This is a genomic window from Maribellus sp. CM-23, assembly GCF_021354595.1.
Taxonomy (GTDB): Bacteria; Bacteroidota; Bacteroidia; order Bacteroidales; family Prolixibacteraceae; genus Draconibacterium.
Genome location: NZ_JADWYJ010000004.1, coordinates 537,206 through 556,510, shown reverse-complemented (window position 1 = coordinate 556,510; position 19,305 = coordinate 537,206). Strand labels below are relative to the sequence as shown.

Annotated in this window: 10 protein-coding genes; 9 read left to right on the top strand and 1 reads right to left on the bottom strand. The window is 44.4% G+C overall.

Going from position 1 to position 19,305, the window contains the following annotated elements; genetic code table 11:
• Positions 1-16 precede the first annotated feature (16 nt).
• From INQ51_RS16090 to INQ51_RS16050, 9 genes are all read left to right on the top strand, one after another.
• Entirely contained in the window at positions 17-3,385 is a 3,369-nt protein-coding gene (locus INQ51_RS16090) for a SusC/RagA family TonB-linked outer membrane protein (protein WP_233378975.1), read from the top strand.
• Positions 3,386-3,398: 13 nt separating this feature from the next.
• Positions 3,399-5,231 carry a RagB/SusD family nutrient uptake outer membrane protein gene (locus tag INQ51_RS16085; RefSeq protein WP_233378974.1) on the top strand — a complete coding sequence of 611 codons (1,833 nt, stop codon included), beginning with the start codon at positions 3,399-3,401 and terminating at the stop codon, positions 5,229-5,231.
• Between the two features lie 114 nt (positions 5,232-5,345).
• Positions 5,346-6,539: an exo-beta-N-acetylmuramidase NamZ domain-containing protein gene (locus tag INQ51_RS16080; RefSeq protein ID WP_233378973.1), complete on the top strand. Its 1,194-nt coding sequence runs from the start codon at positions 5,346-5,348 to the stop codon at positions 6,537-6,539.
• Positions 6,540-6,684: 145 nt separating this feature from the next.
• Positions 6,685-7,893, top strand: coding sequence for an N-acetylmuramoyl-L-alanine amidase (locus tag INQ51_RS16075; protein WP_233378972.1), 1,209 nt, complete (start codon positions 6,685-6,687; stop codon positions 7,891-7,893).
• 44 nt (positions 7,894-7,937) lie between these two features.
• Positions 7,938-9,788 (top strand): PQQ-binding-like beta-propeller repeat protein, encoded by a 1,851-nt coding sequence (locus tag INQ51_RS16070; protein ID WP_233378971.1) that lies wholly within the window; start codon positions 7,938-7,940, stop codon positions 9,786-9,788.
• 257 nt (positions 9,789-10,045) lie between these two features.
• The gene (locus tag INQ51_RS16065; RefSeq protein ID WP_233378970.1) at positions 10,046-13,195 is read left to right on the top strand and encodes a SusC/RagA family TonB-linked outer membrane protein; all 3,150 of its coding nucleotides are present in this window, start codon (positions 10,046-10,048) and stop codon (positions 13,193-13,195) included.
• Between the two features lie 21 nt (positions 13,196-13,216).
• A complete protein-coding gene (locus INQ51_RS16060) occupies positions 13,217-15,037 on the top strand; it encodes a SusD/RagB family nutrient-binding outer membrane lipoprotein (protein WP_233378969.1) in 1,821 nt (606 codons plus the stop codon).
• Between the two features lie 76 nt (positions 15,038-15,113).
• On the top strand, positions 15,114-16,283 hold the full coding sequence (locus INQ51_RS16055) for a C40 family peptidase (protein ID WP_233378968.1): 1,170 nt from the start codon (positions 15,114-15,116) through the stop codon (positions 16,281-16,283).
• Between the two features lie 39 nt (positions 16,284-16,322).
• Positions 16,323-17,459 (top strand): dipeptide epimerase, encoded by a 1,137-nt coding sequence (locus INQ51_RS16050; RefSeq protein WP_233378967.1) that lies wholly within the window; start codon positions 16,323-16,325, stop codon positions 17,457-17,459.
• 43 nt (positions 17,460-17,502) lie between these two features.
• Here INQ51_RS16050 and INQ51_RS16045 read toward each other — a convergent pair whose 3' ends face one another.
• Positions 17,503-18,951 carry a carbon starvation protein A gene (locus tag INQ51_RS16045; protein WP_233378966.1) on the bottom strand — a complete coding sequence of 483 codons (1,449 nt, stop codon included), beginning with the start codon at positions 18,949-18,951 and terminating at the stop codon, positions 17,503-17,505.
• Between the last annotated feature and the right edge of the window lie 354 nt (positions 18,952-19,305).

Here is a 19,305-nt window from a genome sequence, read left to right as displayed (position 1 = left end):
CTAAACCTTATCTATCATGAAAAAAGGCTTATTATTAATTTTTTTCCTGTCTATATGCTTAAACCTGGTTTTTGCGCAGGAACGTCTGATTTCCGGGATTATACGGGAAAAGTCGACAAATGAACCACTGCCTGGTGTATCAGTAGTCGAAAAAGGTACTACGAATGGCACCATTACTGACATTGATGGTAAATTCAGTATCACGGTTAAAACAAACGCTACACTACAAGTCAGTTTCATTGGGATGGAATCGCAAGAGATTGTAGTTGGCAGTTCTTCTACATACAACATTGTACTCGAATCAACATCGGCCGAGTTAAACGAAGTTGTGGTGGTGGGATATGGAACCCAAAAAAAAACCAATCTAACGGGAGCCGTCGCTTCGGTTGATACTAAAGAGCTCGAAGCCCGTCCTATTCCCGATGTTGGCCGCGGGTTGCAAGGATTAACCCCTGGGTTGAACGTTGTCGTTCCAAGTGGAGAAATCGGATCCGATCCGATTCTGAAAATCCGTGGTCAGCTGGCTTCATTCGAAGGTGGCACTGCTCCGCTTATCTTACTTGATAACGTTGAGATTCCTTCTATCCAGTTGATAAATCCGGACGACATTGCATCAATCTCTATTTTAAAAGATGCTGCTTCTGCCTCTATTTATGGAGCCAAAGGTGCTTTCGGGGTAATCCTTATTACTACTAAGAAGGGAGCATCAACAGAAAGCGTAAAGGTATCTTATTCTGCCAACCTGTCATTCCAAAACATTTCCAAGAAAATTGAAATGGGAGGAGTTGATGCTCTGGAATATTCCATTTTAGCAGCTGAAAGAGTAGGTGCAACGGCCACCGGAGCCTTCTGGAAAGTTACCCGCGACAGCTATGAAAAAGCAGTAGAGTGGGAACAACAATGGGGTGGCGTTGTGAAACCCAACGACCCGATGGTCTACGGTCGCGACTGGTACGTTGATGCCAACAATTATAAGCTTGGGCTACGGACTTATGATCCTTATGATTACATGATCAAAGAATGGACACCAACCCAACAACATAATCTTTCAGTAAACGGCAGATCGGGAAAAACAGATTACAACATCAGCTTTGGTTATCTGGATCAGACAGGAATGATGAAAACCGCCAAAGAAGACGACTTTAAACGCTACAACGGTTCGGTTAAAGTGGGGACTGAGGTCAATAACTGGCTAAGAGTTCATGCCGGATCTATTTTCTCCAAGCGTGAAAAAAGATATCCCTATGCAACTTCATCAACTACAGCCGACCCATGGCTATATCTTTACCGCTGGAGTCCCATTTATCCTTTAACAACAGAAGACGGTGATCCAATCAGAAGCCCTGCATCAGAAACAGCTCAGGCTAACACTGCTTTCCAAGAAATAAATTACACCAGTATGAATGGAGGATTCGTTATCACTCCAATTGAAGATTGGGAGATCAATTTTGATTATACGTATGCCGACCAGGAATACATTAATAAAAGGCCTGGAACACGCTATACAGCGCGTAACAGTTGGGGTGCAGCGCTGCCGAAATTCAACGAAAACGGTGAACGAATCTATGTTAACAGTGCAGGCGAACAAGTATCATCGACCGCGGAAGGAGCCATGGGGGCCTACCAACTCGATTTGTTGACTTATACCGGGGTAGGTTCAAATCCTGACCACGTATACCGTATTGCTCAGAATAAAAAATGGTCAACCATTAACCTTAACACCACTTATGCACTTACACTTAATGAAATTCACAGTTTCAATTTCATGGCAGGTATGAACAGGGTAGGATACGAAGTCGCGTCTAACTGGTCACAGAAAACACAATTAATAGACTATAACAACCCACAGTTTGATCTGGCAACCGGAACTCAAACATCTGGCGGCGGTGAATACTGGGAATCTCAACTTGGGTTCTTTGGCCGTATAAATTATAATCTAAAAGAAAAATACCTACTGGAAGCCAACATTCGTTACGATGGTACTTCCAAGTTTCCCTCAGATCTTCAGTGGCGTTGGTTCCCATCATTCTCTGCAGGATGGCGTATTAGCGAAGAAGAGTGGATGCAGGGATTGCAACCGGCACTCAGCTCCTTGAAACTGAGAGGATCGTGGGGAACAATCGGAGATCAAACTGTAGATAATTCATTGTATATACCCACTATGAGCGGAGGGTACAACAACTGGATCATTGGCGGAGCAAAACTTTACCAGTTTGGAACCCCTGCTTCGGTAGCTGCATCTATCACCTGGCAGGACATTACAACCCTCGACCTGGGTTTCGATGCCCGCTTTATTGACAATAAACTGGGACTTACTTTCGACTGGTATCAACGTGATACCGAAAACATGATCGTACCTCAGGAAGGCTTGCCTACAACTTATGGAACTTTGGCACCTAAAGGCAATTTTGGTTCTTTGCGTACCAACGGTTTCGAAGTTCAGTTAGATTTCAACCACCGGTTTAAAAATGGTTTGGGAATTAACGTTGTTGCCACATTGGCCGACGCAAAAACCAAGATCACCAAATATGGCTCAACCCAGAGTATCAACAGCTGGTATGTTGGCAAAACGTACGGAGAAATATGGGGCTACGAAACCGATCGTCTGTATCAAAAAGAAGACTTTGTCTATGCAAACGGAGAACTCGTAAAAACAACTTCTCCAGAAGGGAAAGAAATATATCAGCTTTCAGATCCCAAAGCTGCTACTCAAGGATTTCTTCAGTCTGGCAACTTTATGTTTGGCCCCGGCGACGTAAAATTCAAAGATCTAGATGGAAACGGAGTAATCAATTATGGAAACAGACTACTAGATGATCACGGTGACCAGAAAGTTATTGGCAACACTACACCACGTTACGAATACAGTTTTAGAATCGGATCGGATTACAAAGGTTTTGATCTTTCTGTATTTGTCCAGGGTGTTGGGAAACGTGATATTTGGGGTAACGGATTCCTTGCGATTCCCGGGTTTAATGCTTCTGACGGTGCAATGCCCGAAGCAATGGCCAGCGATTTCTGGAGAGAAGACCGTACTGATGCTTTCTATCCACGCCCATATAACCTGGCGGGAAGTAGCACAAGTCTAAACATGGTTCCTCAATCAAAGTATCTGCTTAATATGGCTTACCTGAGAATTAAAAACATCACATTTGGATATACTCTTCCCGCCGAGCTTGTTCAAAAAGCAAGTTTGAACAGTCTTCGGGTATACATATCACTTGAAAATTTCTTCACGTTTGATCATCTGCGCGATCTGCCAATTGATCCGGAAGAAATTGCCGGTTACTCTATGTGGAACGACAGTAACTATAATTTAAGCCGAACGGGAGTTGGGACTCCAACCTTTAAAAGTGCGTCAATTGGTCTACAGTTAAATTTCTAAAATCGACACAATCATGAAAAAGTATAGTTTAATTTTAATGACCTTCATCCTGCTTGTATTTATTGGCTGCGACGATTTTCTGGACAGGCCATCGCTGACAGAGATGAACGATGATAACTACTGGACTTCGGAAAACAATGTCCGTCTGTTTTCCCATGGTTTTTACGAGAATTACTTTGTTGGATATAACGTAGCATGGGGAACAGCTTATGCGCCATTACGTGGATATTATTTTTCTGACGACTTTACTTCAAGGGGGAAACAAGGTGGTTTCGAAACACAGGCTCCCTCTTCAAGAGCAAGCACAAGCTCAACGCCCAGTATGGAAACGACATATGCAGGCCCAACTTGGAACTTTTCCTGGGTTAGAAAATCAAACCTGTACCTCGACCGTATAGATGGAATGAAAGGGAGTATTCTGAATGACGAATCATACAATCACTGGAGTGCTGTTGCCCGCTTCTTCAGAGGCTACGAATACAGCCGTTTGGTTAGTGTTTTTGGAGATGTTCCTTATTATGGCAGAGTAATCGAAGACTCTGAACTGGATACATTGTACAAAGACCGGGACGATCGCACCATGGTAATGGATAAAGTTTACGAAGACTTTGAATACGTATTGGAGAATATGAGAACTTCGGACGGCAATGCGCAGTACCTCAACCGTTACATCGCCGCCGGTTTTATTTCCCGTTTTATGCTGTTTGAAGGCACCTGGCAAAAATATCACATGAACAATACTGCCAAGGCAAATAAATATCTGCAACAAGCAGTCAAAGCTGCCAACATTGTAATGAGCTCCGGGAAATATTCTTTTACAAGTGATTTCCGCTCTCTTTTTGGATCTCAGGACTTGGCAAGCAATAAAGAAGTGATTATGTACCGGCACTACGATGCAGCCTTGGGGGTAACACACCATGTTGCATCTTATTCAAACTTAACAGAAGGACAAGGAACTGCTCCTAACCTGGCACTAGCTAAGGCATTTATCTGTAACGACGGAAAACCGTACCAGCTTTCGACAGTTGAAAATGCAGATAAATTAGATCTCTCAAATATGATCGCCACCCGCGACCCACGTTTTGAAGCAACCTTTTGGGATGCTCCGATGAAAGAATCGGCCACTTTGTTGTATGCAGATAAGTTCATCGACAGGATTGGACCTACCCTTTATGGATCTAGCTACCCTCCGATGTATGGATCAAATACCAATACAAACGATGCACCTGTTATGCGTTTGTCCGAAGTTGTGTTAAACTGGATTGAAGCAAAAGCAGAAATGGCCACCATGAGTGGAGCAGCAGTTACTCAGGCCGACCTAGATGCCTCCATCAATGCCATCCGTCAACGCCCGCTTGATGCAGTTGCAACAGAGAAAGGCATTACGCCAACAGCTCCTTTGATGTTAAATGCTATTCCGGATGACCCGGAACGCGACACCGATGTCCCTGCATTGATTTGGGAGATCAGACGCGAACGCAGAATGGAGTTTGTATACGAACACTCCCGCTTGCTGGATATTAAACGCTGGAATAAAATCAATTACATGAAAGCATCAGAAAATCCTGATATTATGCGTGGTTTGTGGATTGATTTCCAGACTGAATTTCCCGAGTGGCTGGTTGAAGAAAAAGAAGGTGTATTGAAAGTAGCAAAAGAAAACGGAACAATTGTAACCTACGACGGAACCAATAGTGCTGAAATGGTAGGGTATTTTGTTCCTGAAAGCATTGCCGAACGCGATATTTTCACGGATCGGGTATATCTTGCTCCTATCGGAAATGCACAAATCAGCGAATACCTGGACAAGGGTTATACCCTAACTCAAACTCCGGGTTGGAACTAAGCATCAATTGCTTTAGCATTATAAAAGAGAGGCTGCTGAATATTCACGGCAGTCTCTCTTTATCATACAGTTTTAATCATTTTGATCGTTCAACAAGAACAAAACATTTATTATATGAAACCGGGGCTCACTCTTTCACTCTTCATTCTCGCCTACATTTTAATGGCCGGATGTACCAACTCTCCTGAACATTCAGCACCAAAAGTGATCGTTGGTGCTGAACGCTCAGAGATTTACCTTCCAATGCTGGCAGGGAAAAAAGTCGGGTTGGTTATCAACCAAAGTTCAATGGTTGATTCAGTTCACTTAATCAATTTCCTGGTTAGTAAAGGTGTGGATGTAAATGGCATTTACGCACCCGAGCATGGGTATAAAGGCAATGTCGAAAGAGGAAAGGATGTGGATGGAACAACCGATCCGGAGACCGGAATTCCTGTGTACTCATTATATGGCAAGAACCGGAAACCCACGCCTGAAATACTTGAGGGTATTGACGTGATGGTTTTTGATATGCAGGATGTTGGTGTGCGCTTCTTCACTTATATTAATACAATGACCAGGGTAATGGAAGCATCGGCCGAAAATGGGATAAAAGTTATGGTTCTCGATCGTCCTAACCCCATTGGTTATTACGTCGACGGTCCTATGTTAGAGCCAGGTTTTGAAAGCGGCGTAGGCTTATACCCCATCCCGGTAGTTCATGGCTTGACAGTTGGAGAGTATGCAATGATGGTGAACGGCGAACGCTGGCTAAAGGATGGTATTCAATGTGATCTTGAAGTTATTAAAGTTGAAAATTATACGCACGAAACAAAGTACCAGCTACCCGTTTTTCCTTCGCCAAATCTGGCAGAAATGAAATCAATTTACCTTTACCCGTCCATTTGTTTGTTTGAAGGTGCCGAAGTAAACGAAGGCCGGGGAACTTACAAACCTTTTCAGCAATTTGGCGCACCGTATTATACGCCGCAGGATTTTTCATACGTTCCCAAATCAATCCCCGTACTGGCGCTTCATCCAAAATTTGAAGGTGAAACCTGTTACGGCTACGACCTATCGGGCATGACACTGAGTCAGCTCCAGGATATTAGGCAACTTGAGATAAAATACGTCATCGATTTTTACCAGAAATGCAACGACAAGGAAAATTTCTTCACACCTTTTTTCGACAAACTTGCCGGCACCGACCAACTGCGCAAACAAATCATAGAAGGACTCAGCGAGGAACAAATCCGTGCAAGTTGGCAGGAGGATTTGGACAAGTTCAAACTAATGCGTAAAAACTATCTTTTATACGACGAAAATTAGATTTTAGGAATACGACAACAACTTTTACACTACTTTTTTCAGGAACGGTGTTTTTCGCAAACCAAATCAGGATTGCCCAAATTACCTTTCCCAGGCAAAAGATTGAAATTAATTGAGTAGTATGATGTTATTGAAAAACAATAAAATGGACAATCGTTATTCGACCGGAATAAAAACATTCTTATTCCTCATAGGTATTTATTGCTTTTCAGGGTTACATGCACAAACCGACAGTGTTCAAACACACAACAATGACCTTGTACTAAAAGGAACAACCATCGGAGATTTGCCCTACCTGAAATACGGCCCGGGGGTTGACCGTCTTGGCGGAGCAAAGATGACTTATCTGGATACTGCGGTTGTTTTGCAGGTTATTGACAGTGTAGGTGATGACTATGTTGTACAGCTGTCAAAAAATCATAAAGCTTTTATCCCGAAAGAAAATGTTCAACTTTCAGGGTTGAAATCCAAACCTTCGTACTCCCTTACCTCTTCCTGGAATGTTGGAGGAGACGAAAACAATGACGTTGTGGCGATTCGGCTGGACGAAAGGCTCCCCTACAAAAGTATCCAGATGATCAATCCCTCACGGATAGTTGTAGATATTTACGGCGCAACCAACAACTCGAACTGGATTACACAACACCAATCGGCAACTGAAATAAAAAATGTGTTTTACGACCAAATAGAAGACGATGTTTTTCGCGTTATTATCGAACTAAAACATCAACAAATCTGGGGATATTCTATTGCCTATAAAGATAAATCCTTACGAATTTCGATAAAACGCCAGCCGCCTCGCCTTGCGTTAAAAAACATGAAGATTGCCATAGATGCAGGACATGGTGGTTCAAGCCGCGGTGCTGCTGGGGTAAAAACCGGTATTAAAGAAAAAGACTGTAACCTGCAGGTAGCCCAAAAACTAGAAACGTATTTAAAACGCCGCGGAGCCGAAGTATTTATGACCCGAAATAATGATGAAGACATAAGTATGACGGATCGCACATTAATGTTACGGGAAGAAAATCCGGATCTCTTAATCAGCATTCATCACAATGCCTCTTCCAATCCTAAAATAAGCGGGGCAAGCACTTACTACCGTTATATCGGATTTAAGCCACTTACGGTAACCGTCTTAAACAGAATGCTTGAACTCGGACTAAATGACTTCGGCAATATTGGCAATTTTAACTTTTCACTGAATGGCCCTACTGAATATCCAAACTGCCTGGTTGAAGTGGCTTTTTTAAGCAACGAGGCGGATGAAAAACGGATAAGCGATCCACATTTTCAAAAGAAAGTTGCCAAGAAAATTCGTAAAGGAATAACCGATTGGCTAAGAGAAAACAAGTAGATTTTATACGACGCGATCATCAATATTTCAATTTAAGTAGCTAAATGAAAAAAATTACCTTCCTCTTCCTCCTGAGTTTTCAAATAGGAATACTTTCAGCACAAACATTTCGTTTTGCGCATGTTACCGATACTCATGTGGGAGGAAGCACCGGTGCCGAGGACCTGACAATCACCGTCAACGATATCAATGCTCAGGATGATATCGACTTTGTGATTCTTTCAGGAGACATTACTGAATTTGGCTCCGATGAAGAGCTGAATGAAGCGAAATCAATCATTTCAAAACTCAATAAACCCTGGTACATTGTGCCGGGAAATCATGATTCCAAATGGTCGGAAAGTGGGAACAACAGCTTTGTCCGGATTTTCGGATGCGAGGAATTTAGTTTCGAAGCCGGTGGCTATTTATTTATAGGAACAGCCAGCGGCCCCAACATGCGAATGGCTCCCGGGCTGGTACCACACGAGCAAATCGTTTTCCTCGACTCGGTTTTGACGAACATGAAAAATCCCGGTCAACCGATCATTTTTGTGAATCATTACCCGCTTGACAACTCTCTTTCGAACTGGGACAAAATCATCGATCTGCTAAAAACACGAAATATACAGGCCGACTTGCTGGGACACGGCCACTCCAACAAATTATTTGATTTTGAAGGCATTCCCGGTGTGATGGGTCGCTCCAACCTACGGGCAAAAAAGGAAATAGGTGGCTACAATCTTGTTACCATCCAACAGGATACCATGTTTTACTCCGAACGAACTCCAGGCCTGAAAACACACGAAGTATGGTGTAAAGTCCCGCTGATAAACCATCAATTTACTACTGATCAAACAGAATACCCTCGTCCGGATTATTCGATAAATAACAAATATCCTGGCGTTTCAAAGGTTTGGGAAGTACAGGATGTAAGTGACATTGGCACCGGATTGGCCAGTGCAGGCAACACAGCCATTTACGGCAATGCCGCAGGAGCAATTGTAGCGCTTGACGTTAACACCGGGCAAACACTTTGGCAGTTTCAAACCAGCGGAAAAATCTACTCTACACCGGCTATTTCGAAAAACAAGGTGGTTTTCGCTTCAACCGACAATTATATTTACTGTCTCGATCTGAAAACCGGGAAAAAGTACTGGAGCTTCGCCACCGGAAAATCGATCGTTGCATCACCTGTTATCGATAAAAACTCGGTTTATATCGGTTCATCTGAGGGAATTTTCCGTTCCATCAACCTGAAGACCGGCAAGCTAAATTGGGAATTTACCGGGGTAAAAAACTTTGTGGAAAGTAAACCGCTTATCTATGAAGACAAAGTTTATTTCGGATCGTGGGGCAATACGTTTTATGCACTCGATGCAAAAAGCGGAAAGCTGGAATGGAAGCGCGAAAAATACACCAACCGGATGTTATCGCCGGCAGCAGTGTGGCCGGTAGCTGCCAACGGAAAAATATTTATTGTGGCCCCCGACCAGCACATGACCGCTATGGATGCGCAAACCGGGCAGGAGATCTGGCATTCAAAAAAATATTCGTGCCGCGAATCCATCGGAATTTCAGCTGATGGATCACTCATTTACATAAAAAACATGCACGAAGGAAACGTGGATGCTTTCTACTCGGCGGCTGATGAGCAAAAACTTGCCTGGGAGTGCAAGGCCGATCTGGGGTATGAAATTGCCCCCTCTCCCATTACCGAGGCCGGAAACCTGGTGTTTGTTCCTACCACAAGCGGTATTGTGTGCGCGGTCGACAAAACCACACAGGAAGTGGCATGGAAATACAAGCTTTCCAATGCCTTGGTCAATTACATTTTACCACTGGATAAGCAACGAATACTGGTTTCGCTGTTAGACGGAAAGGTTGCCTGCCTGCAATACCAGCAGACTCCGTAAGCGAGATTCATTATTTGAGCATTAAAAAATAAATAAGAAAAATCATATAAATCATAAATAAAACAACCTTTCTTTCCTAATGAACATAAAAAAACTTAATAAACCAGCGTACTTATTACCAAGCAAATAACTCATTAACGATAAATTACCTAACATTAAATTATGCTCAATTACCCAAAAGGAACATTTCATCCTGACTTTTATAGCATATAAAATAGAACCAAAATTATTCAGTATTAAAACCAAAATTTGTGATTATGCGAAAAAGCGTACTATTCATTTTCATTTTGTGTTTATTGTCTTCACTGGCAATTGCTCAAAAAAAGACGGTTAGCGGAATCGTCTCTGAAAAATTAACCGGCACTCCGTTGCCTGGTGTAAGTGTGTATGAAAAAGGTACCACAAACGGTACCATAACCGATGTAAACGGTAGTTTCCAATTGTCGGTAGAAGAAAAATCAGTCCTGGTATTTTCTTTCATCGGTATGATAACACAGGAATTTACTGTTGGAACAAAGAACGATTTTACTGTATCCATGGAACCTGACACGGAAGAAATGGATGAAGTGGTTGTTACTGCGATGGGAATCCGGAAGGAAAAGAAAGCGCTGGGATATGCCGTACAGGAAATCTCGAGCGATGAAATTCTGAAAAACAAAAGTCCGAACGTAATCAACTCAATGAGCGGAAAAATTGCCGGGGTAAACGTTACACAAAGTAGCGGATCAGCTGGTGCCGGTGCGCAAATCATTGTTCGCGGAGGTACTTCACTGGAACGTGACAACCAGCCTCTTTTTGTGGTTGACGGGGTTATTTACGACAACTCAACACCAATTGGGGGAAACACGGGTTTCGACGGCATGGGTAAACTGGCTACTTCGTCCAGTAACCGTATCATGGACATCAACCCGGAAGACATCGAAAGTATGTCGATCCTGAAAGGGCCGGCCGCTACAGCACTTTATGGTTCGCGTGCTGCGGCGGGTGTTATTCTGATAACCACCAAAACCGGTGGTAAAGGAGCGGTTCAGGTGAATATGAGCTCCAAATTGTCTGTTAACTGGGTGAATCGTTACCCCGAGCAACAGAATATGTACAAAAGAGGTTATTACAACGAGGCCGGTGTGTTTAGCGACTATACCACTCAATCGTGGGGCGACCCGTTCTCTTCGGGAGACCAGATCTACAATAACATTGAAAACTTCTTCCAGAATGGTTCGGTTTGGGATAACAGCGTAAGCATCTCGGGCGGAAATGACAAAGGTTCTTTTTTCTTCTCGGCTTCGCGTTACGACCAGCAAGGAATTGTTCCTGAAACCGGTTATGACAAATCGACTTTCCGTTTTAACGGCGATCAGAAATACGGGAAACTGACCGTGGGTGCCAACGTAGCTTTCTCCAACGCCAACACCGATAAAACGCTGACTACCTCAGGTCTTTGGTCGGCCGGCGGCAATGGTGCCATGACAGCTATTTACTCATGGGCTCCCAGCGACGATATGACCAAGTACCTGAATGAGGACGGAAGCAAATACCGCATGTTTGAAGGTCTTCAGGACTTATCAGACGATGTGGAAAACCCATACTGGATCATCAACAAAAATAGCTTAAGTGACGAGACCGACCGTTTTACCGGAACCGTCTACACCGTTCTCGATGCTACCGACTGGTTTAACATCAACTATCGTTTAGGCTACGATACCTACACTAAAAATGACCATACATTTATTGCACCGGGCGGGGCCATTAAGGAAACGTATCAGAATGGATTCATGTCGGAGAGCGATGTTGTATACAAATATCTTTCTTCGAACCTGATGCTGAACTTCAACAAAAAAGTGGATGATTTCGATTTCAATTTAATGTTGGGGCAATCAACCGAAGAAACAAAAGTTACCACCCAGCGCAGAAGAGGCTACGATTTTGTGAGTGACGGTATTTACAGCTTCGAAAACATTAACGAAGGGAACAAATCGTTCCAATCGGGACACTCCACCAAAAGATTAATTGGTGCTTATGGCGAATTACGTACTTCGTACAAAAGCATCGCTTACTTAACATTTACCGGACGTAATGACTGGACTTCTACTTTGCCCGAAGAGAATAATTCGTATTTCTACTCATCGGTAAGCGGTAGTTTTGTATTTACCGAATTGTTACGTAAAAATGATATACTATCGTTTGGTAAAATCAGGGCATCGTGGGCAAAAGTTGGTAAAGACACCGATCCTTATGCCACTTCCACATCGTTGTGGGCGCCTCGTGAGTTTTTGGCAGGTGTTGGTGTTGCCAACAGCTGGACACGTGGTAACCCTTACCTGAAACCCGAACGTACCACATCTACCGAGGTAGGTTTAGAGCTTCATTTCTTCAAGGGAAGACTGACAGCTGACTATAGCTACTACACCAACGACAGTTACGACCAGATTGTAACACCGCGTTTGAGCCAGACTACCGGTTATATTCTTCTTTCAACCAACGTAGGAAACGTGCTGAACAAGGGTATGGAGCTTTCAATTACCGGAACACCGGTTCAGAAAAAGGATTTAAGATGGGATGTTTCATTGAACCTGGCGGGCAACCGTGGTTCGGTTGAAAACCTTCTTACCGGCCAGGACGTACTGTATGTAACAGATGTACAGGTTGGAAACGCCAAAGCTGCATCGTTTAACGGCGGTAAATTCATGGGGATATCAGGCTCGGAATGGTCACGTGACGAAAATGGCAACGTAATCCTCGACTGGGATACAGGTATGCCTTTAAGTGATAACTCAACAACTCATTATGTTGGAAACCGTGAGCCCAAGTTCACCGGCGGTATCAACAACAACATCAACTGGAAAAACTGGAACTTCTCGTTCTTGTTCGATCTGCGTGTTGGTGGAGATATTTTCAACGGTACCGACTATTACATGACCAATGCAGGTATGAGCCAACGTTCGCTCGACCGCGAAACCTTGACACTGAGCGGAGTTGCCAAAAACCCTGAGACAAAAGAATACGAAGCAAAAGAGTTTACTTACAATGCTAATCAGATGTACACCATCACCACCTCATCGGGTGCAACTCAAAACAGTTACGGTGCCGACATCATTCGCAAATACTGGCAAAACTATTATCCGCTCGAAACAAGTAATTACCTTACTAAAACCAACTGGCTTCGCTTGCGGACTGTTACATTGTCGTATAACGTACCGGATGCTTTCCTTAACAAGCAACAACTCATCAAACGAATGTCGTTTACGTTAACCGGCACTAATTTGCTCTTATTCACCAACTACAAAGGCATGGATCCTGAAACCAGCGTAGCGGGATCAGGCGTAGTGGGATCAAGTTCTGTTGGATTTGATTATTGCGGAGTTCCTTCAACAGCAGGGTTTTCCTTTGGCGTGAACATAACATTGTAATCATTTAAAATGAATGCTATCATGAAAAAATTCTTATATATAGCTTTACTCGGAACCCTCTTAATCGGTATCGGTTCCTGCAAAGATTATCTGGATGTGAACGTAAATCCGGATTACCCGACAAACGTTGTGGCATCTGCCTCCTCGCGACTTCCCTGGATACAACACCATTACGGTTATAGTTACGGTGCTGCCAGTGTACGTGCTTCTTTGATTACAGGAACCATTACTTCCAGAACATTTACAGGAACCAATGGTACTTTACCTGCATGGAATCCGGTTATTTCAGCTTCTACCACCCCTTACCAGCAATGGTTTGTAGGGTCGGCAGCCAACCTGAACGATATTATGGCAAAAGCGGAAGAAGAAGAAGCCTGGCATTATCTGGGAGCTGCTCACACCTTAAAAGCAATGGGCTTTATGTTAATGGTTGACTGGTACGGCGAAATGCCTTACACCGATGCTTTGGGCTCGAGCCTCACTCCGGTTTACGACGACGGAAAAACCATTTACGAAGGTTGTTTTGCAGAATTGGAAAAAGCTTTGGAATATTTCCAGATGACACAACCTGCAACCGCTTCTCCTCTTTCAGCTGGCGACAACTGGAACGGTGGTGATGTACAGAAGTGGATCAAACTGATTTACGGTTTAAAAGCCCGTTGGCTGAATAACATTTCGAAAAAGGCAAATTATGATCCGGCTGCCATTTTAGACGCCATAGCCAAAGGCCCGCAAAGCAATGCTGAAGGCACAGTTATCGACCATGTGAATGATCCGGCTGATTTAACAGGCGATGTTCTCTTCGGAGACCCCTTAAAAACAGCCTTTATTTTCGATTCAGGCGCCTGGTCAGATTGGGCACGTTTTACCCAATGGTACGTTGACCTGCTGGAAAATACCTTTACTGGTGGTTCAGGTGTTGAAGACCCGCGTACTGACAAAATGCTTCCTTCGGCTCAACACTGGATTGCGCAAAAAGACGAACAATCAGGAGACGTAACCTATACTTCTCAATTCATCCGTACCAAAGGGGTTGATGTGATCAACAGCAACATCCGTTTGCAAAACGGCCCTTCTTTCGTAAACTACGATACGGCAAAGAAATCTTACAGCGTAAGCTCTACAGCTGCCGACCGTCAAGGTGATACTGTTTATGTAAACATCAAAGCCTTATGTGCCATGACAGGCGCAACATCCGAAGAAAGTACCTACAAAGCCAGCGACGGCACCGTACTTTCAACCGGAACTTTTTACTCAAGACCTGAATCACCTACGGACATTATCACCTATCACGAGATGTGTTTTATTAAAGCGGAGGTGTTGTTCAGACAAGGAAAAGCTGGCGAAGCCCTGACTGCTTACCAAGCAGGAATTCGCGCTCACATGGAATACATGAATGACAAACTGAAAGAATACTCCGGCTCTGAAAATCCGGGCAAACAGCCCATGGATGAAGCCGCTATCGATGCTTTTATGGCCAGTGCAGCAGTTGCTCAAACAGCCAGTGAACTAACAATGGCTAAAATTATGCAACAGAAATTTATTGCCATGTCATTCACACAGCAGAACTGGAACGACATGCGCCGTTTCAACTTTTCAGCTGGTAACATTGGCAGTTTTGGCGTGGTTTACCCTGGATACGACCGTCCGAAAGAATTTGGCTCTGTAGCCGCAACAAAAATTCCGGGAGGAAGTAAAACCGATGTAAACTACTGGTTCAGGAGAATGGCACAATGTTCTCACGAGGTAAACTACAACTCGGATAACCTTGCCGCCTCTAACCCGAAAGCATTTGACACCGACATTTGGTCAGTGCCGGTATGGTGGGATACTGAAGATTAATTTTAAGAACATAAGGGAAGGATTGATTGAATCCTTCCCTTGCATTACTTTTGTAATTAGTTGATTTACATTTATTATGAGAAGGTTTATAAAGTCAGTTTGGATAGCAGCGCTCGTGCTCAGTGTGTGGGCATGCAATACCGCCACCAACGAACAGGAGTTTGACACGTTACTATCAGATGTTTCCGCGCGGTTTGCCCCCGACAAACGGGTGGCCGTTTTAAACTTCAAGATCGAAAAAACGAAACAGGGAACGGTGGTACTGAAAGGAGAAACCAACCTGAAAGAAGCACATGCTTTTCTGCTGGATACCTTGGGCAAGGCACAAATTCAGGTCGTTGATTCCATCCGGATTTTACCCGGTGAGCAACTCGAAGAGCAGGTTTGGGGACTAATTACTCTTTCGGTGATCCCGATGCGAAAAACACCCGATTATGCAGCAGAAATGGTTTCTCAAACCCTCATGGGTACACCAATAAAACTATTGGACAAGGAAGGTGGCTGGTACCGTATTCAAACACCTGATCAGTACATTGGCTGGGTATATGGCAGTGGAATAGTTTCGCTGTCGCAAAGTGAACTAAACAACTGGAAAGCCTCCAACCGTTACATTTTCACCCAAATAAGCGGGTCGGTACTGGAAGCTCCCAAAGCAGGTGCAGCACCGGTTTCTGATTTGGTACTGGGTTGTATTTTTGAAGGTGGCCAACAAACCAACGGGTTTATTGAGGTAAAATTCCCTGACGGACGCGAAGGTTTTGTCCCGAGTGCCGATTGTGCCCTTTTCAGCGAATGGGAGGCCATTACTCCCGAAGTGGAGAACATTATCGCAACCGCAAAAAAACTGCTGGGAAGACCTTATTTGTGGGGCGGAACATCAACCAAAGGAGTTGACTGCTCAGGCTTTACCAAAACCGCTTACTATTCGCAGGGGGTTATGCTGGCCCGCGATGCATCGCAGCAGGCGCTCTACGGCGAACAGCTCGACATCAGCCAGTTTCAGTTTCAACCGGGCGATTTGTTGTTTTTTGGACGAAGTAAAGAACGTATTACGCATGTGGGATTATTCATTGGCAACGATCGTTTTATTCATTCTTCGGGCAGGGTAAAAATCAACAGCTTTCAAGCGGAAGATGAAGATTTTGACGAAGGCTTAAAAAAGAGGCTTGTTGCTGCCTGTCGTGTTTTAAATTCATTAAATACGGAGCAAATCATTCCGATTAAAGATCACCCCTGGTACAATTAGATCATTGTTAAAAACAGAGGCAAAAGCATTATTAGAATCATGGAACAGTCAAGAAGGACATTTATTCGCTCAGCCGGTTTATTATCCGTTGCCGGAATGGCAGGAGTTAATACATTTGCATCGATGAGCAAGAAGCAAGCAAAAACACTAAAAAGCGGTTTGAAACTTCGGTTTAAACCCTACGACCTGCAACTGAAACATACTTTCACGCTTGCAGGAAGTTCGCGCACCACAACTCCGGTGATGCTAACTGAGATTGAGTACGACGGAGTTATCGGCTACGGGGAAGCTTCCATGCCGCCTTACCTGGGCGAGAGCCACGCAACTGCCACCAGTTTTCTGAGCTCGCTTGATCTGGGGCAGTTTAATAATCCGTTTCGATTGGATGAGATACTGGAATATGTGGACCAAAAAGCCGAAGGCAACTGCGCTGCCAAAGCCTCGGTTGACATTGCTCTGCACGACCTGCTTGGAAAAATAATGGGGCAACCCTGGTACAAAATCTGGGGATTTAATGCGGAAGACACCCCGAATACCTCGTTCACCATTGGGATTGACACCGACGAGGTGGTCAGGCAAAAAGTAAAAGAAGCTGCAGAGTTTAAAATTCTGAAAGTAAAACTGGGCCGCGACAACGACAAACAGATGATTGAAACCATCCGTGCGGTAACCGATGTGCCCATGTGTGTGGATGTAAACCAGGGCTGGACCGATAAAAAACATGCACTGGAAATGACACATTGGTTGCAGGAAAAAGGGATTGAGTTTGTGGAACAGCCCATGCCCAAAACGGCCATCGACGACATTGCCTGGCTGACACAACACAGTCCGCTGCCGATTATTGCCGATGAAGCCTTGCAACGTCTCCCCGATGTGAAGAAAGCACACGGTATTTACTCCGGCATCAATATTAAACTGATGAAATGCACCGGAATGCGGGAAGCACACAAAATGATTACGCTCGCCCGTGCTTTGGATATGAAAGTGATGATCGGTTGTATGACCGAAACTTCCTGCGCCGTTTCCGCTGCCGCACAACTGGCACCCAAAGTTGACTGGGCCGACCTGGATGGCAACCTGCTGATCAGCAACGACGTATTTAGTGGCGTTCTGGTAAAAGAAGGAAAAATTACCTTGATTGATGCACCCGGAATCGGAATTCAGCCATTGGGATAGATCTCAACCTTCATAGAATAATTATCAAAGTGAAGCATTCTGCCTAATAAGCAGCTTGTTTCACTTTCATTTTTTTATGCGCTCTCTGGTACACAAAAAACGAAGCCAGGGCAAGCGCAGAAACAGCCCCTCCTACCGAATACGATATTTCTTTGGAAAGTGAAAATCCTTCCGGCGCAAACATCAGGTAAGTGGTAATAACGGCGGTCATAAACACGGCCGGCACCAGCGTTATCCAATAGAACTTCTGCTCTTTCAGCAAGTAAACTGTGATGGTCCAAAGGACCACGGTAGCCAGTGTTTGATTCGACCACGCAAAATACCTCCAGATAATGCTAAAATCGATTTGTGTCAGCAGAAAACCGATAACAAACAGCGGAATACTGATCGCCAAGCGATTTTTGATGGACTTCTGCTCCACGCGCAGAAAATCGGCCACAATCAAACGTGCACTTCTGAACGCGGTATCGCCCGAGGTAATGGGCGCAGCTACAACCCCCAGTAAAGCCAGTATCCCACCCAAGGTTCCCAGCAGGGAGTTGGAAATTTCATTGACAATAAAGGCCGCATTCCCGTTGTTGGCGTTCATCACATCGTTTAGTTCCCTGATTCCGCCAAAGAAACTCATTCCGATAGCGGCCCAAATCAAAGCCACCACACCTTCGGTGATCATGGCTCCGTAAAACACCCTACGCCCGTACTTTTCATTGGTAAGGCAACGTGCCATCAACGGCGATTGCGTGGCATGAAAGCCCGAAATAGCCCCACAGGCAATGGTGATAAACAACATCGGGAAAATCGGGAATTTATCCGCTCCCGAATGAAAATTGGTAATATTTGCCAGGTTCAGCTCCGGAATTTGATAGCCTTTTACAAAAAGCGCAATGATTAAACCGAGTGCCATAAAAACCAGTGCAAAACCAAAAATCGGGTAAAACCGGCCGATTATTTTATCGATGGGCAACATGGTGGCCAGCAGGTAGTAGACAAACACCACCCACACCCAAAAGGTAATGGAAAGCGCACCAGGCGTAAGACCTGCCAGGATTTTTGCCGGTCCCATAATAAACACGGCGCCCACAATGATCATCAGAATCACAGTAAACCCGCGCATCACTTGCTTCGTTCCTTTTCCGAGATAGATACCAACAATCTCGGTAATGCTTAATCCCCGGTGTTTGATCGATAGCATGCCCGAAAAATAATCGTGTACAGCGCCGGCAAATACCGATCCCAGCACAATCCACAAAAAGGCCACCGGGCCCCACATGGCACCGGCAATGGCTCCGAAAATGGGCCCCAGTCCGGCAATGTTCAGAAACTGGATCAAAAAAATGCGCCACCAGGGCAAGGGCAAATAATCCACTCCGTCTTTCATTGAATAGGCGGGTGTTTCGCGGGTGGCATCAATGCCGTCAATGCGTTCAACAATGCGGGAATAGAAAATATATCCGAGGATCAGAATTATCAGAGAAACAAAAAAAGTGATCATAGTCGTTTAGCTTATCCATCCGTAAAACCGGTGCCTTTTTTCTTCCGACACCAGTATCTCCGCAACAACCCAAAACTCCACAAAAGGGAACCAAGCGTTGGCGCGTCGATGGGATACGTTTTAATTGGTTTAAAATTACGATGCGAAAAATAGCAAAAATATGCTGCCAATCATCCTGGAAAACGCTTAAAATTGACAGTAACCTTGCTCCATTTTTGTTTGGGCGGCCCAACGTTATGGTAACGTTACTCCACTTTGGTTCGGGGGAACGAACGTTATGGTAACGTTGGCCCGTTAAACAATTAAGAATGTTCCGCCCCGACGGGGCTTGTTTTTTTCGTCTGGAATTTTCTA